This window comes from Spirillospora sp. NPDC046719, from assembly GCF_040645715.1.
Lineage (GTDB): Bacteria > Actinomycetota > Actinomycetes > Streptosporangiales > Streptosporangiaceae > Spirillospora.
In genome coordinates this window covers 44,807-69,333 of record NZ_JBEYYT010000005.1, presented here as the reverse complement: position 1 = coordinate 69,333, position 24,527 = coordinate 44,807, and the positions used below count along the sequence as shown (strand labels likewise).

23 protein-coding genes are annotated in these 24,527 nt (G+C 72.9%); 6 read left to right on the top strand and 17 right to left on the bottom strand.

From position 1 onward, the window contains the following. Window positions 1-134: 134 nt before the first annotated feature. Complete coding sequence (locus tag ABZ914_RS02215) at window positions 135-530, bottom strand: RidA family protein (RefSeq protein ID WP_500191075.1); 396 nt, start codon at window positions 528-530, stop codon at window positions 135-137. 136 nt (window positions 531-666) lie between these two features. Here ABZ914_RS02215 and ABZ914_RS02210 point away from each other — a divergent pair, with 136 nt between their 5' ends. Beyond that, complete coding sequence (locus ABZ914_RS02210) at window positions 667-1,641, top strand: helix-turn-helix transcriptional regulator (protein ID WP_500191073.1); 975 nt, start codon at window positions 667-669, stop codon at window positions 1,639-1,641. Window positions 1,642-1,794: 153 nt separating this feature from the next. Here the strand turns inward: ABZ914_RS02210 and ABZ914_RS02205 are convergent, their stop codons facing one another. Continuing rightward, window positions 1,795-2,967 carry an epoxide hydrolase family protein gene (locus tag ABZ914_RS02205; protein WP_500191072.1) on the bottom strand — a complete coding sequence of 391 codons (1,173 nt, stop codon included), beginning with the start codon at window positions 2,965-2,967 and terminating at the stop codon, window positions 1,795-1,797. A gap of 82 nt (window positions 2,968-3,049) precedes the next feature. Between ABZ914_RS02205 and ABZ914_RS02200 the strand changes: the two genes are divergently transcribed. After that, window positions 3,050-3,625: a CGNR zinc finger domain-containing protein gene (locus tag ABZ914_RS02200; RefSeq protein WP_500191070.1), complete on the top strand. Its 576-nt coding sequence runs from the start codon at window positions 3,050-3,052 to the stop codon at window positions 3,623-3,625. Between the two features lie 30 nt (window positions 3,626-3,655). On the opposite strand, the gene ABZ914_RS02195 is transcribed toward ABZ914_RS02200, so the two are convergent. From ABZ914_RS02195 to ABZ914_RS02180, 4 genes are all read right to left on the bottom strand, one after another. Then, window positions 3,656-4,999, bottom strand: coding sequence for a PP2C family protein-serine/threonine phosphatase (locus ABZ914_RS02195; RefSeq protein WP_500191069.1), 1,344 nt, complete (start codon window positions 4,997-4,999; stop codon window positions 3,656-3,658). After that, window positions 4,996-6,099: an ATP-binding protein gene (locus ABZ914_RS02190; RefSeq protein WP_500191067.1), complete on the bottom strand. Its 1,104-nt coding sequence runs from the start codon at window positions 6,097-6,099 to the stop codon at window positions 4,996-4,998. Before ABZ914_RS02190 ends, ABZ914_RS02195 begins: the two co-directional genes overlap by 4 nt. Before the next feature lie 83 nt (window positions 6,100-6,182). After that, entirely contained in the window at window positions 6,183-6,953 is a 771-nt protein-coding gene (locus ABZ914_RS02185) for an MBL fold metallo-hydrolase (RefSeq protein ID WP_500191065.1), read from the bottom strand. 183 nt (window positions 6,954-7,136) lie between these two features. Continuing rightward, complete coding sequence (locus ABZ914_RS02180) at window positions 7,137-7,508, bottom strand: MerR family transcriptional regulator (RefSeq protein ID WP_500191064.1); 372 nt, start codon at window positions 7,506-7,508, stop codon at window positions 7,137-7,139. Window positions 7,509-7,556: 48 nt separating this feature from the next. Here ABZ914_RS02180 and ABZ914_RS02175 point away from each other — a divergent pair, with 48 nt between their 5' ends. Continuing rightward, on the top strand, window positions 7,557-8,432 hold the full coding sequence (locus ABZ914_RS02175; protein WP_500191063.1) for an NmrA family NAD(P)-binding protein: 876 nt from the start codon (window positions 7,557-7,559) through the stop codon (window positions 8,430-8,432). A 41-nt stretch (window positions 8,433-8,473) separates the two neighbouring features. Here ABZ914_RS02175 and ABZ914_RS02170 read toward each other — a convergent pair whose 3' ends face one another. From ABZ914_RS02170 to ABZ914_RS02150, 5 genes are all read right to left on the bottom strand, one after another. Further along, on the bottom strand, window positions 8,474-9,655 hold the full coding sequence (locus ABZ914_RS02170) for an oxygenase MpaB family protein (protein WP_500191061.1): 1,182 nt from the start codon (window positions 9,653-9,655) through the stop codon (window positions 8,474-8,476). After that, window positions 9,648-10,637 (bottom strand): polyprenyl synthetase family protein, encoded by a 990-nt coding sequence (locus ABZ914_RS02165; RefSeq protein WP_500191060.1) that lies wholly within the window; start codon window positions 10,635-10,637, stop codon window positions 9,648-9,650. Before ABZ914_RS02165 ends, ABZ914_RS02170 begins: the two co-directional genes overlap by 8 nt. Beyond that, window positions 10,634-10,900, bottom strand: a complete 267-nt coding sequence (locus ABZ914_RS02160; protein ID WP_500191059.1) for a hypothetical protein — start codon at window positions 10,898-10,900, stop codon at window positions 10,634-10,636. Before ABZ914_RS02160 ends, ABZ914_RS02165 begins: the two co-directional genes overlap by 4 nt. 148 nt (window positions 10,901-11,048) lie before the next feature. Further along, the gene (locus ABZ914_RS02155) at window positions 11,049-13,811 is read right to left on the bottom strand and encodes a helix-turn-helix transcriptional regulator (protein ID WP_500191058.1); all 2,763 of its coding nucleotides are present in this window, start codon (window positions 13,809-13,811) and stop codon (window positions 11,049-11,051) included. Window positions 13,812-14,191: 380 nt separating this feature from the next. Beyond that, a complete protein-coding gene (locus ABZ914_RS02150; protein ID WP_500191056.1) occupies window positions 14,192-15,025 on the bottom strand; it encodes a LuxR C-terminal-related transcriptional regulator in 834 nt (277 codons plus the stop codon). Window positions 15,026-15,080: 55 nt separating this feature from the next. Here ABZ914_RS02150 and ABZ914_RS02145 point away from each other — a divergent pair, with 55 nt between their 5' ends. Beyond that, window positions 15,081-16,673, top strand: a complete 1,593-nt coding sequence (locus ABZ914_RS02145) for an AMP-binding protein (RefSeq protein ID WP_500191055.1) — start codon at window positions 15,081-15,083, stop codon at window positions 16,671-16,673. 44 nt (window positions 16,674-16,717) lie between these two features. Here the strand turns inward: ABZ914_RS02145 and ABZ914_RS02140 are convergent, their stop codons facing one another. The 3 genes from ABZ914_RS02140 to ABZ914_RS02130 all read right to left on the bottom strand — a co-directional run bounded on the left by ABZ914_RS02140 (window position 16,718) and on the right by ABZ914_RS02130 (window position 19,519). After that, the gene (locus tag ABZ914_RS02140) at window positions 16,718-16,891 is read right to left on the bottom strand and encodes a hypothetical protein (protein WP_500191054.1); all 174 of its coding nucleotides are present in this window, start codon (window positions 16,889-16,891) and stop codon (window positions 16,718-16,720) included. 688 nt (window positions 16,892-17,579) lie between these two features. Next, a complete protein-coding gene (locus ABZ914_RS02135) occupies window positions 17,580-17,843 on the bottom strand; it encodes a hypothetical protein (protein ID WP_500191053.1) in 264 nt (87 codons plus the stop codon). Between the two features lie 158 nt (window positions 17,844-18,001). Next, window positions 18,002-19,519 (bottom strand): FAD-dependent oxidoreductase, encoded by a 1,518-nt coding sequence (locus ABZ914_RS02130; RefSeq protein WP_500191052.1) that lies wholly within the window; start codon window positions 19,517-19,519, stop codon window positions 18,002-18,004. A 162-nt stretch (window positions 19,520-19,681) separates the two neighbouring features. Here ABZ914_RS02130 and ABZ914_RS02125 point away from each other — a divergent pair, with 162 nt between their 5' ends. Further along, window positions 19,682-20,020, top strand: coding sequence for a YciI family protein (locus ABZ914_RS02125; RefSeq protein WP_500191050.1), 339 nt, complete (start codon window positions 19,682-19,684; stop codon window positions 20,018-20,020). Between the two features lie 5 nt (window positions 20,021-20,025). Continuing rightward, the gene (locus ABZ914_RS02120; RefSeq protein WP_500191049.1) at window positions 20,026-21,321 is read left to right on the top strand and encodes an RNA polymerase sigma factor; all 1,296 of its coding nucleotides are present in this window, start codon (window positions 20,026-20,028) and stop codon (window positions 21,319-21,321) included. An 87-nt stretch (window positions 21,322-21,408) separates the two neighbouring features. On the opposite strand, the gene ABZ914_RS02115 is transcribed toward ABZ914_RS02120, so the two are convergent. From ABZ914_RS02115 to ABZ914_RS02105, 3 genes are read right to left on the bottom strand one after another with little or no spacing between them, the layout of a single operon-like run. Further along, complete coding sequence (locus ABZ914_RS02115; RefSeq protein WP_500191047.1) at window positions 21,409-22,179, bottom strand: enoyl-CoA hydratase-related protein; 771 nt, start codon at window positions 22,177-22,179, stop codon at window positions 21,409-21,411. Then, on the bottom strand, window positions 22,176-23,195 hold the full coding sequence (locus ABZ914_RS02110; protein WP_500191045.1) for a phosphotransferase family protein: 1,020 nt from the start codon (window positions 23,193-23,195) through the stop codon (window positions 22,176-22,178). Before ABZ914_RS02110 ends, ABZ914_RS02115 begins: the two co-directional genes overlap by 4 nt. After that, window positions 23,192-24,493, bottom strand: a complete 1,302-nt coding sequence (locus tag ABZ914_RS02105) for an acyl-CoA dehydrogenase family protein (RefSeq protein ID WP_500191044.1) — start codon at window positions 24,491-24,493, stop codon at window positions 23,192-23,194. Before ABZ914_RS02105 ends, ABZ914_RS02110 begins: the two co-directional genes overlap by 4 nt. Window positions 24,494-24,527 lie beyond the last annotated feature (34 nt).

Below are 24,527 nucleotides of genomic sequence, written 5' to 3'. Positions count from 1 at the left end.
GGGGCGGCACCACGTGCGCCCGCCCCGGTGGGCCACGCGAGCACCCGGCCAGGTCCCCCCCGCCCCGCCCCCCCCCCCCCCCGGCGGACCGGGCCGCATCGCCCGGCCCGCCCAGCGGAGGCGGCGAGGCCGGGTCACGCCACGGCGGTCCCCTCGAGTTCGACCATCAGCTCGGGGATCGCCAGCCGTGTCACCCCGAGCATCGTCGTGGACGGTGCCGCCCCGACCGCGCCCAACCGCGACGCCAGCACGCCGTAGTGCTGGAACAGGAGATCGACGTCGGTGGTGTAGACGTTCAGCCGGACGAGGTCTACGAGCGACATGCCGCCCTCGCCGAGCACGGCCTCCAGGTTGTCGAGGCTCAGCACCAGCTGCGCCGCCATGTCACCGGCGTGCTGGGGCTTGCCGTCGCCGCTCATGGCGGTCTGCCCGGAGCAGTACAGGGTCCGGGTGTGCCCCGAGACGACCTCCCCCTGGTGGTACCCCATCTCCACCGACCACGGCCACGGGTTGACCGCCGTTCGCTCCACTGCCACATCGGCTCCCTTCGCTTCGTCGAGTACCGGGCGTCGATCGGCCCGGTGGCCGCCCTGCTTCGACGCCGTGCCGATGAGCCTCCCAACGAATCACGACATCCTGTGTCGTGTATTTCAGTAGGGTTCGCGCATGCGCGCCGACCGGTTGGTTTCGCTGGTGCTGCTGCTGCGCCGGCGCGGTCGGCTGTCCGCGGCCACGCTGGCCCGCGAGCTGGAGGTGTCGACCCGCACCGTCCTGCGCGACATCGAGGCGCTGTCGGCGGCAGGCGTCCCCGTCTACGCCGAACGCGGCCGGCACGGCGGGTTCGCGTTGCTGCCCGGCTTCCAGACGGAGCTCACCGGACTGAACCACGACGAGGCCCTCGCCCTGCTGATCGCCGGATCGCGGCGCGGCGCGCAGGCGTTCGGGCTCGGCTCGGCGCTCGCATCGGCCATGCTCAAGGTGGTCGACGCGCTCCCCGAAGCTCAGCGGGACATCGCGGCCGGTGCGGCCCGGCGACTGCTCATCGACCCGGAGACCGACCTCCTCTCAAGGCGGCTGGCCGCCGAGGAGGTGCCCGACGCCGTCGTGGCCGAGGTCCGGCGCGCGGTGTTCGCCGGGCACAGGCTGCGCCTCCACCACGCGGCCGTGGACCAGGCCCCGAAGTGGCGCACGGTGGACCCGATCGGCCTGGTCACCGTACGCGGCCAGGGCTACCTGCTGGCCACGCGGTCGGGCGAGGACCGCACCTACCGGCTGTCCCGGATCCTGGCCGCCGAGGAACTCGCCGAACCCGCGCAGCGACCGGACCGGGTCGATCTGGACCGGGCCTGGCAGGAACGCAGCACGCGGTTCCGGACCGGCGGCGACCAGGTCACCGTGCTGGCACGGGTGGACCCGGCACGGCGGGAGGACCTGGTGGCCACCGCGCTGGCCGTCCGCGCCGAGGAAGCCGACTCGGACGGCCGGTTGCTCATGGAGGTCACCTTCCAAGATCCGAGACACGCCGAATGGGCGTTGTGGCAGCTCGCAGCGAACGCGGAGGCCCTGTCCCCGCAGTGGCTGCGCGACTCCCTGCACGACCGCGCCGCCGCGATCGCCGCACGCTACGAAGCACCGTCCTGAGGGTCGTCGGTCCACCGTCGCGCGGTTGCCGGCCTTCCGGTACGGGCTGACCGTCTACCACTACGACCACTTCAGCCCCTACCTGCCACCACCAGAGGACCACAGCGCTTGAACGGCGCGAGCATTCAGGCGGTTCTCCGGCCCGACCCGCGTTCATCGATGAGCGGCCAGCACCGCCGCGAGGCCCTCCTGAAGGTCCTTGACGAAGAACTCGGGAACCTCCAGCGACGGGAAATGCCCCCCGCTTTCAGGCGACCTCCATCGGACGATCTGTCGGTACCGCTCCTGCGCCCAGGGGCGCGGACACTTCTCGATGTCGCGGGGGTACATCGTGATCGCCGACGGGACGTCGACCCGGAGTTCGGGGTCGAGCGAATTGTGGCTCTCGTAGTAGATGCGGGCCGCCGATGCGCCGGTCCGCGTCAGCCAATAGAGGGTGACGTTGTCGAGAACGCGGTCTCTGGAAATCGTTTCGAACGGGCTGTCCTCGGTGTCCGACCATTCGGCGAACTTGTCGAGGATCCAGGCGAGAAGCCCGACCGGTGAGTCGACGAGCGAGTAGCCGATGGTCTGCGGCCGGGTCGCCTGCTGCTTCGCGTACGCCGCGCGGTGGTGCCAGAAATCGCGGGTCTCCTCGGTCCACCTGCGCTCGACCGCCGTCAGCCCGTCCGTCGTCGATCCGGGCGGCGCCTCCGCGAACGTCGAGTGGATGCCGAGAACGTGCGCCGGGAACCTGCCGCCGAGGACCGTGGTGATATTGCCGCCCCAGTCGCCGCCGTGGGCGACGAACTCGCTGTAGCCGAGCCTCCCCATCAGTTCCACCCATGCGGCCGCGATCCTTTCGGTTCCCCATCCGGTGGCGGTCGGCTTGTCGCTGTGGCCGAAGCCCGGCAGCGAGGGGGCCACGACGTGGAACGCCGGCGCGTCCGTGTCCTTCGGATCCGCCAGCTCGTCCACCACATCGACGAACTCGGCAATGCTGCCCGGCCAGCCGTGCGTGAGGATCAGCGGGGTGGCGTCCGCGCGCGCTGATCGACGGTGCAGGAAGTGAATTCCCAGGCCGTCGATGGTCGTGCGGAACTGGCCGAGCCGGTTGAGGCGCTCTTCGAAGGACCGCCACTCGTACCCGGTGCGCCAGTAGTCCACGAGGTCGACGAGGTCGGCGAGGGGAACGCCCTGGTCCCATCGGCCAGGGCCCGGCGCGGCGCGATGGACCGTCTCGGCCTCCGGTAGCCGCGCCGCGGCCAGTCGCGCGCGCAGGTCGTCGAGCTCGGCATCGGTCGCGCGGGCTTCGAACGCTCGCACGTCGCTGGTCGGACGGGACATGAGACCTCCTGGCCATCGCGGAACCGGCTAAGACGGTTCTAACATGGCGTCCCGCCGGGCTGCAACCGGCTAAGGTGGTTCCATGCCTGCTGGGTTCCCCGAGTTCCGTCTCGGTAGCGTGCTGGCGACCAGCTTCACGGCGACTCTGACGGAGCGCCGCGGCGACGCCGTGGAGCGCATTCCCACACCGCAGCGGCTCGTCGACTGGCTGGCGGTGAACGGCCTCGCCGTGGACTCCTGCACCGCCGCCCAGCTCGACCTCGCTCGGGAACTGAGGGAGGCGATCCACCTCGCCGCGACGGCGGCCGCGCTCCAGAACGCCCTTCCCGCGTCCGCCGTCCAAGTCATCAACGACCGCAGCGTTCAGGGTCGGGCCGCGGCGATCCTGACGCCCGAGGGCGAGCGGCAGTGGCGGCTCGGCTCGTCCTCCCGCGTGGAAGACGCGCTCAGCGTCATCGCCGCCGATGCGATCGAGATCATCGCGGGCGAGCGGGACGGGAAATTGGCGCTGTGCGCGTCACCGACCTGCCAAGCCGCCTTCTTCGACACCAGCCAGAGCCGCACCCGCAAATGGTGCGACATGAACACGTGCGGGAACCGTCAGAAGAAGGCGCGCTTCAATGCCAAGAAGCGCGAACACCCCGGTTCAGCGGAGTGATCCTGCTCGCCGCCCTGCGCCGGAGCTTGGTCACGGTGGGGTCGGGCGGAGGGCGATGAGGGCGATGTCGTCGTCGCTGTCGGAACCCAGCCTGATGAGCAGCTCGTCGCAGAACACCTCGAGAGGGGCGCGGGAGAGCGCGGCGGCGTGCTCGCGGAGCCTGCCCAAGCCGCGGTCGAGAGGCTCGCCGCGGCGTTCGATGAGGCCGTCGGTGTACAGCAGCACGGTCGAATGGGCGGGCAGCAGGGTCCGGGCCCCGGTGCGCGGCAGGTCGAATCCGGTGCCGAGCATGAGGCCGCCGCCCTCCTCCAGGTAGCGGGTCTCGCCGTTCTCCGTGGTCAGCAGCGGTGGCAGATGCCCGGCGGACGAGTAGGACAGCTCCCAGCCGCTCGCGCCGGATCCGTGGACGACGGCGTAGACGCAGGTGGCGGTCGCGTCGATGTCGCTGCCGGTGACGTCCCCGATGACCACGGCGGTGCCGCCGTCCGGGAGGGCGAAACCGTCGTACCAGTCGCCGCCCACCTGCGCGGTGATGGCCGAGGGCGCGTAGCGGGCGGAGAGCCGCAGGTCCTCGATCTCGGGCAGCGTCGGCAGGAGGGAGTGCTGCAGGTGCTCGGCGATGTTGCGGAGGCGGGTGAACCTGCGCATGTTCGCCACCTGGAGGGCGAGACCCCGCACCAGCTCTCCGACCAGCACCATGTCGTCCTGCGTGAACGGCTGCTCGGAGAGGACGCGTCCCACCGTGAGCGCGCCAACGATCTCGCGATGAGCCTGCAACGGCGCTACGACGGCGCTGCTCACGCCCAGCCGCTCTGACAGCTCGGCGTAACGGTTGTCCAGCGGGCTCTCGCCCTGGACCATCGGAGGCGTACCGGTGAGCAGCAGTGGGCCCGCGCCGCGAAGCGCGCGGGCGAGCGGCCCCCGGGCGGGGCTCGACAACGGAGGGAGCGCGCCCTCGTAGGCGGACGGTCCGGGAGGGTGGACGACGGCGGCCCGCTCCACCGCGTCGTGCTCGTCGATCAGGGCCACCGCGCACCAGTCCGCCAGCCGCCGGGTCAGCAGCAGGCCGATGTGGCGAAGGGCCTGCGGCAGGTCCTGGGCCGCGGTCACCACGCGCCCGCTCTCGGCCAGCAGGGAGAGCCGCTCCAGCTTCGACATGCTCCGGTCGTGTTCGCGCGCCCGCCGCTGCCCCGGTTCGCGAGGCCGCGCGGGCGCCGGCCCCGGCGGTCCCGGTGCGGGCAGCGGTTCCGGCGGCTCGACCAAGGCCGCCTCCCGGTCCTGCCGCAGTTCCCCCGGCCACTCGACGGCCGAGGGCTCGGGCGCGGCCGTCCGGGGGACGAGCCGGCCGACGAAGATCGTGCGGCCGTCGCTCATCTCCTGGGCCTGGATGAGCAGGCGGATGGGGAGCTGCCGGCCGTCGCGGTGCAGCGCGGGAAGCGGGACCGGCCGGCCCAGGATCCGGGGACGGCCGGTGAGCAGAAGGGACGCGAACGCGGCCAGATGACGTTCGCGGCGATGATCACGTTCCGGTCGTCGACGGCGATGGTCGGGAACCTGCTGGCCCGGATCTGCTCGCGGTCCCAGGGCCTCAGCTCCAGCGGGGAGGAGGCCGGCTCCCGGGGAACGACCGTCCACGCGGTGGGGGCGCCACCGCCGAGCTGCCCGATGATCTCGTCGAGCATCCACCGCCGCAGGGCGGAGAGCTGCGGAAGGGCGGGCCGGGTCAGGAGGTGCTCCAGCCGGGCCGCCTCCTCGGCCCTGTCGAGGACGCGGCGCAGGGCGAGCAGCGCCGGCGTGGCGTGCGACGGCACCGAGAGGGCCAGGGTGCGGACGTCGGCGTCGGGGGGATGGTCCTCTCCCGCGGCCGCCACGCAGGCACTGATCACGTTGCTCACGTCGTGGGCGGCTTCGAGGTCGTCCGGCCGGATGCCGAGCGGGTCCCCGGCGGCCGAGGCGAGGACGAGCTCGCGCAGCAGCGCGTGCCGGTGCTGCTGCTCGGCCATGCACAGCGCCCATGGCAGGTCGGCCAGCGTCACGCCGCGCCGGTCGCCGGGGAACGAAAGGGGCGGCCCCCAGCCGCCGGAGGCCGCCGGCGGACCCAGCTCGAACCACACCGCCTTGCTCTTCTCGCCGGTCTCGGCTCCGTAGCGGGACGCCAGACGCTCGACGAGGTAGAGGCCCCGTCCGGTGTCGGTGTACGGATGACGGCGCCGCGGCACCAGCCCGCGGCGCGGATCGCCGTCGACGACCCGCGCGTGGACCGTGCCGTCCACGGACCGGGCCGACACCCCGACCTCGGTGCGCGTATGGAGCACCGCGTTGGTCACCAGCTCGCTGACCAGCAGCTCGGCGGTGCACACGATGTCCAGGGCGACGCTTGCCGCGAGCCGGTCCCGGACGAATTCCCGGGCGTGTGCCGCACTCTCCGGCAGCGCGGGAAACGTCCGCCGCGGTCCTCCCTCCAGCTCACCCATGTGGTCAGTGTGGTCCGGACCGGTGGTCGAAGTCCCGATCGCCGGCGCGTGTCATTCGATTACCTTCGGTGAGATTCCCCTGCTCAGCCGACGGAGAAGGCGACCCCAGGGGCGGCGTGTCCGATCGGACCGTCGAAGCGTGTCGAGGCACGGGCCACCGCCTGCTCCGGGGTGAGGAAACGCCCGACGTGCGTGACGACCAGCCGTCCCGCCTTGGCGGAACGGGCGGTGTCACCCGCGTCCTCCGGCGTGTGGTGCACCTGCTCGCCCGCAGCCGGGGCCTGGGCGCTCTCGGCCTCGCACAGCAGCACGTCGCACCCCTCGGCCAGACTCGTCAGGCCAGGGCAGGGGGCCGTGTCCCCGGAGTACACCAGCGACCGGCCCTCGGCCTCCACGCGCAGACCGAAAGCGGGCATGCCGTGCGCCACCGCCCGGCTGGCCAGCGTGAGCGCGCCGACCCGCACCTCGTGCCCGTCGTGCAGTTCCTCGATGGCGAAGGCGGATTCGACCGGGCTGCGGGTGGAGGTGTTGGTGAGGAAGTGCGCCAGCCGATCGGCGATGCCCGGCGGGCCGTAAAGGGGGATGGGAGCGGCGAGTTCGATGTCGGCGTAGAGCGCGCCGTAGTAGGCGGTGAGCAGGTCCGCACTGTGATCGGCGTGCAGATGCGAGATCCAGATCGCGTTCAGCTCGTCCAGCCGCACGTACCGCTGCAACTGAGCCAGCGTCCCGCTGCCCGCGTCCACCCACACCCGGGCGCCTCCGCCGGACACCAGGTAACCCGAACAAGGATTGTCCACGGTCGGGTACGGCGTCGCGCACCCCAGGACCGTGAAACAGAGAGAATCGCTGGTCATCCGCGAAGTCTAGAACGCGCGATCCACAGCCCTCGAAGCCGCCGCCGAGCCACTGACACGCGCATCATGCTCAATCTTGCTGAGCTTCTGGAGCGCACTGGGCGGCGCGGTGAAGCGTGCGATCTGCGACGGCATGCCGCCGGCCGCGCATGAAGGTGCCACTCGGTTCGGGCGGGCGGCGGGTCAGGTTTCGCGGACGAAGGTCGCGCAGTCCGGGCAGTCGTCGAGATAGCGATGCCGGCACTCGGCGGTGTGCCGCAGGAAAGTGATCGCCTGTTGCCTCTGGGCGATGTCTCTTTCGAGTTCGGCGATCTTCGCCTTCACGACCGCTTGCGCCGCCGATTTCTTCGGTGCCATGGCGGCGGTGACCTCGGGCAGCGAGAGCCCGACGCGCCGCAGTTTCAGGACCGTGCGCGCCTGCTCCACGGCGTTGTCGTCGTAGACGCGGTAGCCGTTGCCGTCGCGGCGCACGGTGAGCGCTCCGACGTCCTCCCAGTGCCGCAGCACGTGCGCTTCGATGCCGAGTTCCGCGGCCACTTTCCCGATGGTCTTCACCACGCGCGCCTTGCCTTCATGTCGACCTGAACCCTTAGCGTCTCGATCATGCCTGATACCACTGGCCCCATGGGCTCCGCATGCCGTTCATCGATCCTGGTCACCGGCGCGACCGGCAACCTCGGCCGTGAAATCGTCGACCGTCTCCGAGCACACGGCGCGCGTGTACGCGGCCTTGCGCGGGATCAGGGCGGGCCGCGCCCCGGAGTCGAGTGGGCGGTCGGCGACCTCACGGACCCCGCCGCCATGCGTACGGCGCTCGCGGGGATCGACGACGTCTTTCTGATCTGGCCGCTGCTCGACTCGGCCCCTGCCGAGGCCATGATCGCGGAACTCGGCGCGGCGGCGCCGCGCGTCGTCTACCTGTCCTCGACGGCGATCGACGACGCGGCCGCTCGCCAGAGCGATCCCATCGTCCAGGTGCACGCGGACATGGAAGTCCTGCTCCGCGATGCCGGTCTGCGGCCCACGGTGCTGCGAAGCGACACGCTGGCGTCCAACGCCCGTGGCTGGGCGCCGCAGTTGCGGGCGGGCGACGTGGTGTCAGGCCCGGAGATCGCGCGCACGGCCGTCGTCGACGAGCGCGATGTCGCCGATGCGGCGGTGGCCGCGCTGCTGGGGCACCACGACCGGCGCGAACCGTACTTGCTGACGGGCCCCGAGGTGCTGAGCCGCGCCGACCAGGTGGCGCTCCTCGGTGCCGCGCTCGGGCGCCGTCTGCGGTTCCACGCGGTCACCGCCGACCTCGCACGGTCCCGGATGCTCGCGGACGGCCGTCCCGAGCGGCTGGTGGAAGCGCTGATCGCCGCCTCGCTGCACCGGCCGGAGTCGAACCGCGTCACCGACCATGTCGAGCGCCTCACCGGCCGGCCCGCCGGCACCTTCGCGAGGTGGGCCGCCGACCATGCCGCCGAGTTCAGCTGACGGAAGGACGCCCGGTCATCGTGGAAGGGGACGGTGCGGCCTCACGGGGTGGTGATGGGTGGTGGCGGGCTCCATCGGCTGGTGGCGGGGACGCCGTGAGCGGGCTTGAGGTCTTCGGGGAGGGCGTAGTGCATGACCCGGCCGCGCGTGAGGGAGGTCAGCTCCAGGCGGGTGACGAGTCGTCCGAGACGGTCGGACGCCTGGGCGGCCCACGGGCCCCGGTCCTCGAAGCGCTCGATGACGCCGAGCAGCGCGGGGGCGACCTTGATGATGTCGTCCCAGCGGGACCGGGGGACCTGGAGCCAGTCGGCGGCGGTGTCGCCGATCAGGAAGCGGATCAGGGCCGGTACGACCGGGTCGAGCAGGGTGCCCGGGACGACCTCCTCGTACAGCTCGATCAGCTGGCGGGTCAGGTGCGCGCCCTCGTCGGAGGGGCCCATGTGGCGCAGCATGTAGCGGTCGGAGAACTCGCGGGCGGCCTGCAGGTCGGGCGGGATGGCGGCGTGGTCGCAGCCCAGGATCGCGCCGACCACGCGCCAGGCGTAGTAGTAGGCCTCGGCGCCCTGCGGCGTCATGTGGACGCCGAGGCGGTGCAGGGCGTCGAGGACCTGGATGCTGAACATCATCAGCCCGCCGAGCATGTCCTCCTGGCAGATCGCCACGGGCTCGGGCCAGCGGCCGGCCTCGCGCAGGTGGCGGCGGATGGACGCGTGCAGCAGCCGCACCTTCTGCGCGGACGGCAGGAACCGCCCGCCGGCCTCGAAGGCGTCCGGCTGCATGAGGTGGACGGTGAACTGCCCGGTCTCGGCCATGCGGCGGGACGGGTAGTCGAGCGAGTGCGTCGCCGACAGCAGCCTCGCCACGTGCGGGACCATGTAGCAGGCCGGCATCGACGCGAACGACAGCGCGGTGGAGATGTGCACGTCGTTGTCGATGAAGAACCGCCGGGCCTCTTCCATCACCGTCCAGTCGACCCAGTCGGGCGCGGTGGCGGTGGCGTGGAGGTAGTCGCGGGCGGGCTCGGGCAGCCCGTCGGGGAGCGGTTGCCCGGACGTGGTGAACCACCGCATCAGCGTGTTGAACCGTGCGACGTGGCCGCCGGTGAACAGCGCATCCACGGTCGTGTCGGCCAGCTCGTCGCCCCGGAGCCGCAGGGCGTCCATGAAGGCGTCGTCGTAGCGGCCGGTGTCCGCCGGGTCGGGGGAGGCCGGGGCGTCAGGCATCTGCGGTCACCTCATCGATCAGAAGGGTCAGGGCGCGGGTCGTCTCGGGCGCGAGCCGGACGCGGGCCAGGGCCGCCCGCGCGGCGCCGGCCCGTTCGCTGATCATCTGCCGCACCTGGTCGGCGGCACCGGAGCGGCGCATGATCTGCCGGACCCGGTCGGCCTCGGCGCCGCCGACCGGGCCGCGCAGCAACTCCTGCAGCTCCTCGCGGTCGTCCCGGCCGGCGTGTTCGAGGGTGAGGGCCAGCAGCGCGGTCGGCTTGCGGCCCGCCAGGTCGTCGAGGTCGGACTTGCCGGTCACGTCCGGGTCGCCGAACACGCCCCACAGGTCGTCGCGGAGCTGGAACGCCTCGCCCAGCGGACGCGTGTACCCGGCCAGCGCCTCCAGCGTCGCCGGGGCGGCGCCGCCCAGCACCGCGCCGATCCGCAGCGGCCACTCCACGGTGTAGGAGGCGGTCTTGAACCGGACGATCCGCAGCGACCGCCGGACGTCGGCGGGCCCGCCGGTGCTCAGCAGCTCCAGGCACTCACCGGCGATCAGCTCCCGGCCCATCGCCGTCCACATCGACACCGCCCGTCCCAGGAACGCGCGCGGCAGCCCCGAGGCGTGGAACAGATGCCCGGCCCAGCCCAGCAGCAGGTCGCCGACCATGATCGCCAGGCCGTCGCCGAGCTGCTCGTGGGCCGTGGTGCGGCCCCGCCGCAGCGGGCTCCGGTCGATGATGTCGTCGTGGACGATCGCCGCCGCGTGCACCAGTTCCAGTGCCGCGGCGGCCCGCACCATCGACTCGGCGTCGGGCTGCCCGGCCGCCCGCCACCCCCAGTAGCAGAACGCGGGACGGATCCGCTTGCCGCCCGCCACCGACAGGCGCGCCTGCTCGGCGACCGGCGCCAGGTCCGCGTCCAGCGCCACCAGTTCGGCGACCTCGGCACCGAGGAACTCCTCCAGCGCGAGGTCGACCCGGGCCCGGAGCTCGTTCATCGGGTCCGGTCGTGCGCCGCGTCCCGGTCGCCGGGACCACCGCGTTCGCCGGCCCGCCGGGCCAGGACCTCCATGTGGGGCTCGGACCTCGGCGCCGTCCGGGCCCACGCCAGCTCGCCGCGCGCCCGCAGCTCCCGGCGGACCTCGCCCAGGCCCGGCAGCCGCCGCAGGACGCTCCGCGCGCCGTCCAGCACCGCGTCGGCGACGCCCGCCGCCAGATACACCACCTCGTCGTGCGATTTGACGGTCTCATCGCGACTCATCGGCACTCACCGTTCCGTAGGCGACACCGAAAGTAGTAACACGAGGTCCGGGGGCTCGTCCCGGGAACGAGCGGTCAGGAACAACCGCCTATCTCCGAGGCCATACGGGGGCGGGATCGCGAGCCGCCGTCGGCCCGGGGCCGCCGGGCTAGGTCGCGACGAGGCGGCTGAGCGGGACGCCGTCGAGCTGCTTGCGCGAGCTCACGTTGAGCTTGGCGAAGACCTTGCTCAGGTGGTACTCCACCGTCCGCGGGCTGATGAACAGCTGGGCGGCGATCTCGGGGTTGGACAGGCCGTCGCGGGCCAGCCGGGCGATCTGCGCCTCCTGGGCGGTGAGCTCGCCGGGGGCGTCCGCGCCGCGCCGGCGGGCGGTCGCCCCGGTGGCCAGCAGCTCGCGGCCGGCCCGCCGGGCGAACGCCCGCATGCCGATGCCGGTGAACATGTCGTGGGCCTCGCGCAGGTGCGTCCGCGCGTCGGTCCGCCGCCCCTCGCGGCGCAGCCACTCCCCGTACAGCAGGTGCGCGCGGGCCTGCTCGGACCGGAACCCGGCACGGCCGAGCCGCTCGACCGCCTCGCGGTACCCGCGCTCGGCGTCCTCGCCCTCGCCGAGCAGCGCCCGGGACCGCGCGTGGATCCCCTGCGCCCAGTCGGTTCCCGCGACGGCGGTCACCTCGGTGAGCCGGGCGAGCGCGTCCCTGGCCGGCCCGGGCCGCCCGCTCCGGCAGGCCGCCTCGATCAGCTCGGGGAGGGCCCACATGGAGACGTACAGTTCAGGCGCCTGCTCCGCGGCCTGACGTGCCTTCACCAGCGCTTCCTCGTAGGCGCCGAGCCCGTTGAGGAGGACGGCGGAGATCCACTGCGCCATCTGGACGCCGCTCCCTTGGCCCGCGGCCTGGGCGGCGGCGGCCACGTCCTCGATCGTCGAGGCGTCCTCGGCCTCGTCCCCCCGGTAGCCGGCCAGGATCAGGGCCGCGTGGCGGACGAAGCCCGCGCCCGTCGCCGCCGCGAGCTCCTTCTCCTCCGCGGCCAGCGAGACGGCCGCCGCGAAATCGCCCCGCCAGATCGCCATCACCGCCATCGGCCCCAGGTAGAGCGCCAGCTGCGTGAGCATGCCCGTCTCCCGGCAGGTCCGGACGTCGCGGGCCAGGATCGCGCGCCAGTGCTCCTCGTCCCACACCAGTGCCGCTGCGGCCAGCGCCACCCGGCTGCACCGAAGGCGCTCCGCCAGGGGGATGTCCTCTTCGGCGACGACCCGCGCCGCCTCCCTCAGCACCGGCGCCGCCTCCGCGCGTCCCTCGGTGACCAGCAGGGACAGCCCGTCCACCAGCAGGTCCAGCGGACGGGGCTCGCCGGCGGGCGACGGCGCGGACCGCGCGGCCTGGGAGACCTCGTGCAGGTCGCCGGCGCCCGCGGAGCGGCCCGCGTAGACGGCGGCGAACCACGCGTCGAGGTACGTCTGGCGCGCGAGCGCGACGTCCAGCGTCTCCAACTGCTCGGCCGCCTTCAACAGCAGCGCCGGAGCGTCGCCGCCCCGGCCGGAGGCGAACGCGAGCCGCCCGCGCAGCAGGGCCGCGCGGGCTTGTTGGAGCTCGTCCAGGGGACCCGCCATCGCGACGGCGAGCAGCTCCGCCGCGGCGCCCAGCCCGCCGGCCTCGAAACTCGCCTGCGCCGCCTCCAAAGCGCGCTCGGACCGCCGGGCGGGCTCCTCCGTCAGCTCCACCGCGCGCCGCAGGAACGCCGCAGCCGCGGCCGCGCCGCCGCGGGCCCGCGCCCGGTCCGCCGACCGCTCGAGCTCCGCGGCCACCTCGTCGTCGGGACCGGACGTGGCCGCCGCCCGGTGCCATGCCCACCGGTCCGGATCGCGGTCGCGGTCGGTCACCTCGGCCAGCGCCCGGTGCGCCGCCCGCCGCTCCGACGGCGACGCCGCCGAGTACACCGCCGACCGCACGAGCGGATGCCGGAACCGGACCAGCGCCCCGGCCTGCAGCAGCCCGTCGGCCTCGGCGGCCTCCGCGGCCGCCGCCGGGACGCCGAGCCGTCCCGCCGCCCGCCAGATCAGCGCCGGATCGCCGGCCGCCTCCACCGCCGCGACCAGCATCAGCGACCGCGTGTCGGCCGGCAGCGCCTCCAGCCGGCGGCGGAAGCCGCGCTCGATCCGCTCTGGCACCGGCTGCGCCCCGACCGGCCCGAGCCCGCCCGCCAGCTGCGCCGGGTCCAGCCCCCGCGGCAGCTCCAGCAGCGCCAGCGGGTTGCCGTTCGTCTCGGCCAGGATCCGGTCCTGGACCGGCTCGTCGAGCCGGAACCGGACGACCGACCGCAGCAGCATGCGGGCGTGCTGGTCCGGCAGCCCCCGCACCTCCAGATCCGTGAGCCCCCGGTACTCCTCGCCCGGCTCGCGGGCGGCGAAGATCAGCCCCACCGGCTCGGCCAGCAGCCGCCGCGCGGCGAACCCCAGCGCCTGCGCGGACGCCCGGTCCAGCCACTGCACGTCGTCGATCACGCACAGCAGCGGTCGTTCCTCCGCCGCCTCCGCCAGCAGCGTCAGCACCGCCAGGCCGACGAGGAACCGCGCCGGCGCGGGACCCTCCCGCAGCCCGAACGCGACGCTCAGCGCGTCGCGCTGCGGACCCGGGAGGGCGTCGAGCCGGTCGAGCAGCGGCACGCACAGCAGGTGCAGCCCGGCGTACGTCAGCTCCATCTCCGATTCCAGCCCCGCCGCCCGCGCGACCCGCATGTCCGCCGCCGCGCCGACCGCGTACTCCAGCAGCGCCGACTTGCCGACCCCGGCCTCGCCCCGCATCACCAGCGCCCGCCCGCGCCCCGCGCGGAGATCCTCCAGCAGGCCGTCGAGGGCCGCGCGCTCGGGCAGCCTGTCCAACAGCGCCGGCGCCGGCCCAGGTCCCGTCCGCATGCCGTTCTCCCTACGCGATTCAGAGTCGGCCCGCCAGCGTGGCCGAACAGAGGAGGCCCTCCGGTGGCCGGGCCGCACGCGTTGGCGCGTCCGTGCAGGCCAAACCACCCGGAACAAGTTATAGCCGCTGATGTCGCCGGGGCCGTCCCGCCAGGGCGGTGCGGCCGGCCCGACCCAGAGGAGCCCCGGTGGCTGTCTCCTCCACGAGAAGCTCCAGCCGCCGTCCCGTGGTACCGCCGGCTATGGCGATCTCCTCGGCGAAGAACGCCATCCCGCTTCGATCACATGCGGATCCATCTCCGGATCATCGCGAAGCCGTCCCGGACGGCGCAACGAGAAAAAGGACGGCCCGGCCCAGTGGCCGGATGCCGGTCGCCGGCTCAGGGGAGGAGGCCCTGCCTTCTGGCGATGACCACCGCCTCGTGCCGGGTCCCTGCGCCGAGCTTGGACATGACGGACTTCATGTAGCTCTTGACCGTGTACGTCGTGAGGCCGAGCGCCAAGGCGATCTGCGGGTTCGCCAGGCCGCCGGCGACCAGGGCGAGGACGTCGGTCTCGCGGCCCGTCAGCGCGGCCGGCGGTTCGGCGGCGGCCGGGTCGCGGCCGGAGAGGCGCTCGGCCTCGCGCAGGAGGTCCTCCCGCATCCGCGGGTCGGTCGTCCGGGCGGCGAGGAGGCGCAGGCGGGTGTAGGCGTCGCGGGCGGACGCGCGGAGCCGCCGGTTCTCCTCGCGGATCTCCTCGTCCGCCCGGGGCCCCTCGGCCGCATCGATCACCTCGGCGGCGACGAGGGCGTGCTCCAGGGCGCGGGTCTGCCCGACGACGGCGTCGTAGATCCGGTCGCCGATGAGCCGGTCGCCGCGGAACGCGGCGTAGACGACGGCGACGGTCCGCTCGGCCACCACGACGGGCACCGCCGCCATGGAGCGCAGCCCTTCGGCCTGGATGATGAGGTCGTAGTCGTGGGTGATCTGCGGGGTCCGGCAGTAGTCGTTGACGACGATCGGCCGGCGGATCGAGGCGACCTTGCCGCCGAGCCCGTGCCCGACCGTCAGCTTCACGCCCGCCAGCGGGCCCACCAGGGGGCCGTCGAAGTGCTTCAGCAGGACACCGGCTTGGTCGACGCGCCCGCCGAAGGCGAGGGACACTCCGGTGACGGACCTGACCCTGGCCACGGTCGCCTGGAGCCGTTCGGCCAGCGGCCTTCCCGCGGGCATCAATGCCCTCTTCGGAGGGTAGGCGTGTCGCGCACCACAGCGCAGAGTATGGCTTATGCCCACACCGGATGACACATCACTGACCGGCGGGGACTCCGCGGGCGCCGCCGCACGGACGGCCGCGCGGGTCGAGTCCTGGCTGGCCGACTTCGACGCGGCCGGGGCGTGCGCGGCGCATCTGCTGTGCGACCGCCATGACCCGTCCGCCGTCGCGTTCACCTTCGTCGAGCCCGATCTGAGCGCTCGCGATCTCACCTACGGCGAACTGGCCGAGGCGTCCAAGCGGCTGGCCGCGGCGCTCGCGGCGCGCGGGGTGGCCGCCGGAGACAACGTCGCAGTGCTGATGGGCAAGCGGTCCGAGCTGGTGGTGACGCTGCTGGCGATCTGGCGGCTGGGCGCGGTGCACGTGCCCTTGTTCACCGCGTTCGCCGCACCGGCGATCGAGATGCGGGTCAGGGCCGCCGGCGTCCGGCTCATCGTGACCGAGCCGAGCCAGCACGGGGAGATCGAAGGCCTGCTCCGGGACGGCGTGACCGCGCTGGTCACCGGGCCGGACCTCGACGCGCTCGTCACCGGCTGCGCGCCGCTGACCGAGGCCGCGGCCGTCGGCGGGAGCGGGACCCTGATCCGGCTGTTCACCAGCGGCACCACCGGCGAGCCCAAGGGAGTCCCGGTGCCGCTCAAGGCGCTGGCCGCCTTCTCCTGCTACATGCACTACGGGCTCGACGTCACCGCCGAGGACGTGTTCTGGAACGCCGCCGACCCCGGCTGGGCCTACGGGCTGTACTACGGCATCGTCGGGCCGCTGGCGCTCGGGCGGCGCAACCTGCTCCTGAACGCCGGATTCACCGCCGGGAGCACGATCGCGGTGCTCAAGGAGTTCGGGGTGACCAACTTCGCCGCGGCACCGACCGTGTACCGGGCCCTGCGCCAGGAGAGCACCGACGGCGTCCGCCTGCGCCGCGCCTCCTCGGCCGGGGAGCCGCTGACCCCCGACGTCCTGACCTGGGCGGCGGGCGCGCTCGGCGTCGAGGTCCGCGACCACTACGGGCAGACCGAGCACGGCATGGTGATCGCCAACGCCTGGCACCCCGACCTGGCCGCGCCCGTCAAGCCCGGCTCCATGGGCCGGCCGCTGCCGGGGTTCACCGCCGGGGTCGTCGACGGCACGATCGCCCTCGACGCCACCGCCAGCCCGCTGATGTGGTTCACGGGCTACGACGGCGCGCCGGAGAGGACCGCCGAGCGGTTCACGCCCGACGGCCGCTGGTACCTGACCGGCGACGTCGGCACCGCGGACGAGGACGGGCACTACTTCTTCTCCTCCCGCGACGACGACCTCATCCTGATGGCCGGCTACCGGATCTCCCCGCTCGACGTCGAGAGCGCGCTGATCACCCATCCGGCCGTCGCCGACGTGGCCGTGGTCGGACGTCCCGACGAGCTGCGCGGAGAGGTCGTGGAGGCCTTCGTCGTCCTGACCGGCGACGCAGTGGCGTCTCCCGACCTCGTCGCCGAGCTGCAGCAGCGGGTCCGCACCGGCTACTCCGCCCACGCCTACCCCCGCCGCGTCCACTTCGTCGACTCCCTGCCCAAGACCCCCAGCGGCAAGGTCCAGCGCTTCCTCCTCCGCAGGCTCGACGGCTGACGCACCTCTCCTGCGCGGCGGCCGGTTCCCTTCGCGAACGCGGGCTACCCGTCCAAGCCGGCGATGACCTGGGGGCCGTATCCGGCGGCGGCCAAGGGGGCGCGGACGTCGGTCTCCAGGTCGGGGAGGTAGCCGATGAGGACGTCGGCGGGGCCGTCGATCCGCGCCTCGTGGAGGGCGGCGGCAGCCGGATCGTCGCGCCGGCCGCGGCCCGCCATCGTTCGAGCGCGAAGTAGGGGCCCGCGCAGCACACGACCTTCTCGACGTCGTCGGTGACGGGGATGCGCAGGCCGGGCCGGAAGTCGGGGCGGGGGCCGGGTTTCCACTCGGCGATCAGCATGTCGAGGTTGCGGTGCCATTCGGCGTCGTCGAGGCGGGAGCCGTCCTCCATGCGGTGGGGCATGGCGCTCTGCTGGACGTCGGAGGTCTGCTCTATCTCGTAGACGAGGGTGTCCGGGCCGAAGCTGTGCAGGGTGCCGGCCGGGACGTAGAGGGTCTCGCCAGGGCGGACGGGCAGCCGCCGCATGACCGCGTCGAAGTCGCCGCGGACCAGGGCGTCGCGGAGGGCGGCGGCGTCCACGCCGGGGTGGACGCCGGCGAGCGCGGTGGCGCCGGGCGGGGCGTCCAGGATGTGCCAGGCCTCGGTCTTGCCGTGCGGGGCGCCTTCGAGGCGGTGCGCGTCGGCGTCGTCGGCGTGCAGGTGGACCCCTCCCAGGTCTCGGCGATGCGGCCGGACGGCGCGGGAGACCGCCCGAGCCGTTCGACGATCGCGCGTCCGCCGAAGGCGTGCGACTTGATCGGGGTGGTCAGCCGCAGCGGATACCAGTTCATGTCACAGGATCGGCTGGCCGCCGGTGACGGCGATGCGGGCGCCGGAGACGTAGCCGGCCTCGTCGGCGGCGAGCATCACGTAGACGGGGGCGAGTTCGGCGGGCTGCCCGGGACGGCCCACCGGCAGTGGTCCGCCTCCGACAGGTCGCCCGGCACCAGCACCGCGCGGCGTCCCGCCTCCTCCACCAGGCGGGCGGTGTCGCGGGCGTCATTGTGCTCGTCGAGGTAGGAGATCAGCACGTCGGCGCCCTCGCGCGCGAACTCCTCCCCGCAATCGGGCACCGGGCTCATCTTCGGCTGCTCACCGGGCGGCTTCTGCTGCTGCGGCTTCGGGCTCATCGGAAACGGCTCTCTTCGAGTTCGTGAGCGAGTGCCGACGGACCTTGCGACTCGGCTCGCATCGGGTGCGGTGCTTGCTGCGACTACCCGAGCCCCTGCGTTCTGCACGTCCGCGGAGGGCCGATGACGCGTTCTTTACAAGTTGCTCAGGAACGCGGCTACCGGGTGACGGAGGGATCGTCGGCCACCGGGAGCGAGGTGATGGCGGGTCCTTGCAGGACCGACCCGTCCAGGGCGAAGCGGCAGCCGTGGCAGGGGCACTCCCAGACCCGTTCGGTGTCGTTGAAGCGCACCAGGCAGCCGGAGTGGGGGCAGTGCGGCGACAGGGCGTGCACGTCGCCGCCGTCGTCCTTGTAGATCGCCTGGAGCCGGCCGTTGTGGTGCAGGACGGCGCCCGACCCCGTCCGGAGGTCGTCGGCGTTCCCGGTCATGGCGTGCAGGTGGTCCATCACCTTTCGCTTCGCCTTGGTCACCACGGTCTGGGAGACCTCGCCCACCTCCGGCCGCGGGTGCTCCCGAGTGGGGGAGTAGAGGTCCGTCCATGGGGAGTCCTGTCCGCAGATGAGACGCGTGAGCAGACGGCCTGACATGACTCCGTGGCTCATGCCCGAGCGCGCGTATCCCGTGGCGACGTACAGGTGGTCCTCGACGCGCCCGACGTAAGGGACCTTGTCGTCGGTGTCGAGGTCCTGCGCCGACCACCAGTAGGCGACGTCGCCGATCCGGAAGTGCTGCCGGGTCCATTCGACCAGGCGCCGCTGCCGGTCGGCGACGTCGGTGGTGCCCGGCGGGAACGACTCGCCGGTGATCAGCAGCAGCCGCTGCCCGTCCCGGTAGGGCGCGGTCCGCACCGAGCGCGTGTTCTCCTCCCGGGTGATGTACAGGGCACCCGGGTCGGACTCGGCCGCGATCGGCGCGGCGACCACCAACTCGCGGAGCGGCGTCAGCCGCGAGTCGAGCAGCCGTGTGCCGAGCGCAGGGAAGAGGGTCGCCACCACCACGTCCTGGGCCCGCACCGTCCCGCCCGTATCGGTCGCCACCCGTGACGGCCGGCCCTGGCTCAGCTCGACCGCGCGGCTGCGTTCGTAGATCCGCCCGCCCGCACTCGTGAACCGTTCGGCCAGGGCCAGCAGGTAGCGCCGCGGATGGAACTGCACCTGGTCCTCGACCCGCAGCGCGCCCGCCACCGGGTAGGGCAGGTCCGTGGCGGTCACGAAGGACGCCTGCAGCCCCGCCTCCCGCGCGGCCTCGGCCTCGGCCCGCAGGTCGTCCACCCGGTCCGGGCGTTCCACGTAGACGTGGGACGGGCGCCGCTCGATGTCGGCATCGATCCCCAGCCGCTCCGCCGTGGCGACGACGTGGTCGACCGCCTCCTGCTGCGAACGGGCGTACAGCCGCGCGGTGTCCGCGCCGTAGGAGTCGCGCAACTGCGCGAAGATCCATGGATGCGCCGCCGACAGCCGGCCGGTGGTGTAGCCGGTGACGCCCGCCGCGATCCGATCGGCCTCCAGCAGGACGACCGATCGGCCGGCCTGGACCAGTTCCCACGCGGTGGCGATTCCGGCGATCCCTCCGCCGATGACCACCACGTCCGCCTCGGCGTCCTCTTCGAGCACCGGGTAGGACCTCGGCTGCGTCGACGCCATCCAGTACGACTGAGCGGTTCCCTCGACCATGCGGCTCCTTCGTCTTCGACGTGCCGGAACTTTGCCCCGCCATTGCCTGTCAAACACGAGAAGCCGAAACCCGCGGCCTGTCGGATCGGGGGCGTCGCCGTTCGTCTTGGTGGTGACACGAGGTCCACCTATGCGAAGCGGCCACCGGGAAGGATCGAGACCGTGAAGTACGTGCTGATGTTCGTCGAGACCGAGGCGTTCGCGCGCGAGCTGGAGGCGATGTCCGACAGCGAGCGGCAGGCGGCGTTCGAGCGGGTCGGGCAGTGGTTCGCCGACCACGCCGCCCACATCACCCACCACGCCCACCTGCGGCCGGCCGAGACCGCGACCACGGTACGGCTCGAGGACGCCGGGCCGGTCGTCACCGACGGGCCGTTCGTGGAGGGCAAGGAGGTCGTCTCCGGCTACGCCGAGGTCGACGTCGAGGACCTGGACCAGGCCCTGGCCATCGCCCGCGACTGGCCGGCCTGCCCCGTCGTCGAGATCCGTCCCATCGACTGAGCGCCGTGCCCGACCACCGTCCCGACCCGCCCCGCCGGGCGCACGGCGATGTGCGCGGCGATGGGCGCGGCGATGCGCACGGCGATGTGCACGGTGAGCTGGCCCGCGTGGTGCGCGAGCACGCGGGCCGGCTCACGGCCTGCCTGGTGCGGGTGCTGGGCGACTTCGCCGCCGCCGAGGACGTCGTCGCCGACGCGGTGGAGACCGCGCTGCGCCGCTGGCCCGCCGAGGGCGTCCCCGACCGTCCCGACGCATGGCTGCTGACGGTCGCGCGGCGGCGCGGCATCGACGTGCTGCGCCGCCAGGCGAACTACCGCGACAAGCTCGCCCGGCTGGACTGGCCGCCGCAGCCCGACCCCGACGACCGGCTGAAGCTGATCTTCACCTGCTGCCATCCCGCGCTGCCCCGGGAGGCGCAGATCGCGCTCACGCTCCGGACCGTGTGCGGCCTGACCACCGCCCAGATCGCCGCCGCGCTCGTGGTCGGCGAATCCGCCGTCGCCCAGCGCATCTCCCGCGCCAAACGCAAGATCGCCGCCGCCGGCATTCCCTACCGGATCCCCGGCGACACCGAACTGCCCGGCCGGCTCGACCAGGTGCTGACCGTGGTCTACCTGCTGTTCAACGAGGGCTACCTGACCACCGCCGGCGACCGGCCCCGGGCCGCCCACCTGGCGGACGACGCCGAATGGCTCGCCGCCCAGCTCGCCTGGCTCATGCCCAAGCAGCCCGAGGTCCTCGGCCTGCTCGCCCTCATCCGCCTCCACCAGGCCCGCGCCGCCGCCCGCTTCACCCCCGCCGGCGACCTCGTCCCGCTCCGCGACCAGGACCGGAGCCGCTGGGACCACGCCGCCATCGGCGAGGCCATCGGCCTGCTGGAACGCGCCGCCACCGCCAAGCGCCCCGGCCCCCACCAGGTGCAGGCCGCGATCGTCGCCTGCCACGCCGAAGCCCGCACCTGGGACGACACCGACTGGGCCCAGATCCTGGTGCTCTACGACATCCTCCTCGCGCTGGCCCCGTCCCCGATCCACCGCCTGCACCGGGCCATCGCCGTCCACCACGCCCCGCCGCCTCGCGGCGGCCCGTCCAACGCACTGGCCGCCCTCGACGCCCTGTCCGCGACCGACCTGCGCATCCTGGAGCGTTACCCGCTCTACCACGCCACCCGCGCCGAACTGCTGCGCGCCGTCGGCGACAACGACGCCGCCCGAGCCGCCGACCGGCAGGCGTTGGCGCAGACGCGCAACCCCGCCCAGCAGTCCCTCCTCCGACACCGACTCGACCAACCCCTCCCCTGACCCCCGCCCGCGACCCGGTCGCCCTCGGCAGACCGGCTGACGCCGATGACGTCAGCGGCCTGCGGGCTTCCAGGTGCGGGCGGCGGTTCACCGGCCCTTCCACACGGGCTTGCGCTTCTCCATGAAGGCGGCGGCGCCTTCTTTGGCGTCCTCGCTGGAGAACACCGACCGCTGCAGTTCCTTGTTGCGTTGGGCTGCCCGCGCGGGGTCGGTCACGCCGAGCCGCACCAGTTCCTTGACCGCCGCCAGCCCCAGCGGTGCGTTCTCGGCGATGCTCTGCGCGAGGCCGAGGGCGGCGTCGAGCACCTGGCCCGGCGGCGTGACCGCGTTGACCAGGCCGAGTTCGTAGGCGCGCCCGGCCTCGACGGGGTTCCCGGTCATCGTCATCTCCAGGGCGATGGCCAGCGGGATGCGGGTGCCGATCGCGGTGCCGCCACCGGCCGGGTACAGCCCCCTCTTGACTTCGGGCAGACCGAACTTGGCGGTCTGGGCCGCCACGATGACGTCGCAGCCGAGCAGAAGTTCGAGGCCGCCGCCGACCGCGGTGCCGTTGGCGGCCCCGACCACCGGAACGGTGAGTTCGCCCCGCAGCAGCCGATCGAAGCTCGCCATTCCTTCGGGCGAGCCGATGGTGCCGCCCCCTGAAGCGAACTCCCGCAGATCCATTCCGGAACAGAAGATGCGGTCGCCGGCGGCGGTCAGCACGACCGCCCGGATCCCCGGATCGTCCTCGGCGGCGGTCACCGCACGGCCGATCGCGTCGATCAGCGCGGCGTTGAGGGCGTTGCGCGCGTCCGGACGGTTCAGCCGGGCGATCAGGACGGCGCCGTGTCGTTCGGTCACCAGCTCGTCGGTCATGAGGTGTATCCGCTCGACTCGGCCAGTTCGGCGGCGTCCGCCATCAGGTCGAGCACGATGGGGCCGAACGCCAGCAGCTTCTCGTCGTCCCCGGCCCGCTGGTAGCCCTGCTCCAGCACCACGCCGAGTTTCCATTTCGCGAGGACGAGGTAGTAGTCGATGTCGTCGACCTGCCGCCCGGACACCTCGGCGTAGTGACCGAGCATCTGCTCCCTGGAAGGCATTCCCCGCAGGTCGACATAGCTGGCCTCGCTGGCCTCCGGCGCGCTGGTGTCCTCGGGCCAGGACTGGAGCATCCAGCCGAGGTCGAGCTTGGGGTCGCCGATCGTGCCCATCTCCCAATCCACCAGCGCCGCGAGCCGGGCGGGGGCGCCGTCCCGGTACATCACGTTGGCGAACTGGTAGTCGCCGTGCATGATGCCGGGCACGTAGTCCAGCGGCCGGTGGGCGCGCAGCCACGCGGCGGCCTCGTCGAAGCCGGGCAGTTCGCGGCCCTTGATCCGCTTCAGGAAGCGGGTCCAGCGGTCGACCTGGCGTTCGTGGAACCCGTCGGGACGGCCGAGGTCGTGCAGGCCCCGGGCGCGCCAGTCCACCGTGGACAGCAGGGCGATGCCCTCCGCGAGCCGGTACCCGAGGCCGGCGCGAGCCTCCAGGTCCGCGTCGAAGGGGGCGGGCCAGGTCGTGCGGCCCATGGGGGACCAGCCCTCGACGAAGCCCATGAGGTAGAAGGGCCGGCCGAGCACGGAGGCGTCCTCGCACACCGCCACCGCCTCGGTGTGCGGGACGTCGGTGCCGTCCAGCGCCTGGATGATCCGCCACTCGCGGAGGATGCCCCGATCCCGATCCGGCGGGGCCTCGGGCGGCGGGATGCGGATGGCGCAGCGCGCGTCGCCGCGGACGATCTCGTAGATCTCGTTCTGGGTCCCGCCGGACAGGAAGCGGTGCTGGATCGGCGCGCCCTTGCCGGGCAGCCCGGCCTCGTCCATCCAGGTCGCGAGCCGCTGGAAGTCGATCACAGGTTTCCCACCTCGTGCTCGATGTGGTCGGCGAACCTGGCTCTGGCCGCCTCGGCCTTCCCCGGGATCCACTCGGTGGGCCAGCGGCCGCCGCTGGGCCGGTGGTCGCGCAGCACCTGCCTGGCCACGGTGACCTTGTGCACCTCGGTGGGGCCGTCGGCCAGCCCCATCACGCCGGCGCCGTGGATCATCTGGAAGAACGGCATCTCGTTGGTGGTGCCGAGCGCGCCGTGGACCTGCATGGCCCGCCAGGCGATGTCGTGCAGCACCGTCGGCATTACGACCTTGGCGGTGGCGATGTCCTTGCGGACCCTCTTGTAGTCGTTGAACTTGTCGATCTCCCATGCCGTGTAGAGCACGAACAGCCGGAACTGGACCAGCTGGGCGTAGGAGTCGGCGATGTAGCCCTGCACGAACTGCTTGTCCGCCAGGAGGCCGCCCTGGGTCTCGCGGGAGAGCGCGCGTTCGCACATCATGTCCAGGGCCTTCTGCGCGAGGCCGATGGTGCGCATCGCGTGGTGGATGCGGCCGCCGCCGAGTCGCGTCTGGGCGACGGCGAACGCCTGGTTCTCGCCGCCCAGCAGCGCGTCGCCGGGGACGCGGACGTCGTCGTAGTGGATGAGGGCGTGGGAGCCGCCGTTCATGGGCTCCCCGTACAGGCCGACGTTCCGCTCGATCTCGATGCCCGGGGTGTCGGCGGGCACCAGGAACATCGACATGCCCCGGTACCGGTCGGCGCCGGGGTCGGTCACCGCCATGACGATGAGGAACGTCGCCACCTTGGCGTTGGAGGAGAAGTACTTCCAGCCGTTGATGACCCACTCGTCGCCGTCCCTGGTCGCCCGGCAGGTGAACCGGGTGGGGTCGGCTCCGGCGTGCGGCTCGGTCATCGAGTAGCTGGAGAAGATCTCACCGTCCAGCAGCGGCCGCAGGTAGCGCTCCTTCTGCGCTTCCGTGCCGTAGTGCGCGATGATCTCGGCGTTGCCGGTGTCGGGCGCCTGGCAGCCGAACACGTGCGGGGCCCACGGCGACCGGCCGAGGATCTCGTTCAGCAGCGCCAGCTTGAGCTGGCCGTGGCCCTGTCCGCCGAGGTCGGGACCGAGGTGCGTCGCCCACAGTCCGCGCCGCTTCACCTCGGCCTTGAGCGGTTCCAAGATCTTGCGCTTGGCCTCGTCCCTCGGCGTGAAGGTCTCCTGGCCCCACAGGTGGTCGAGCGGTTCGACCTCCTCGCGCACGAAGCGGTCCGCCCAGTCGAGCTTCTCCTGGTAGTCGGGGTCGGTCTCGAAGTCCCATCCCATTGCATCCTCCTTGCAGGAGGTGAGAATATCATTC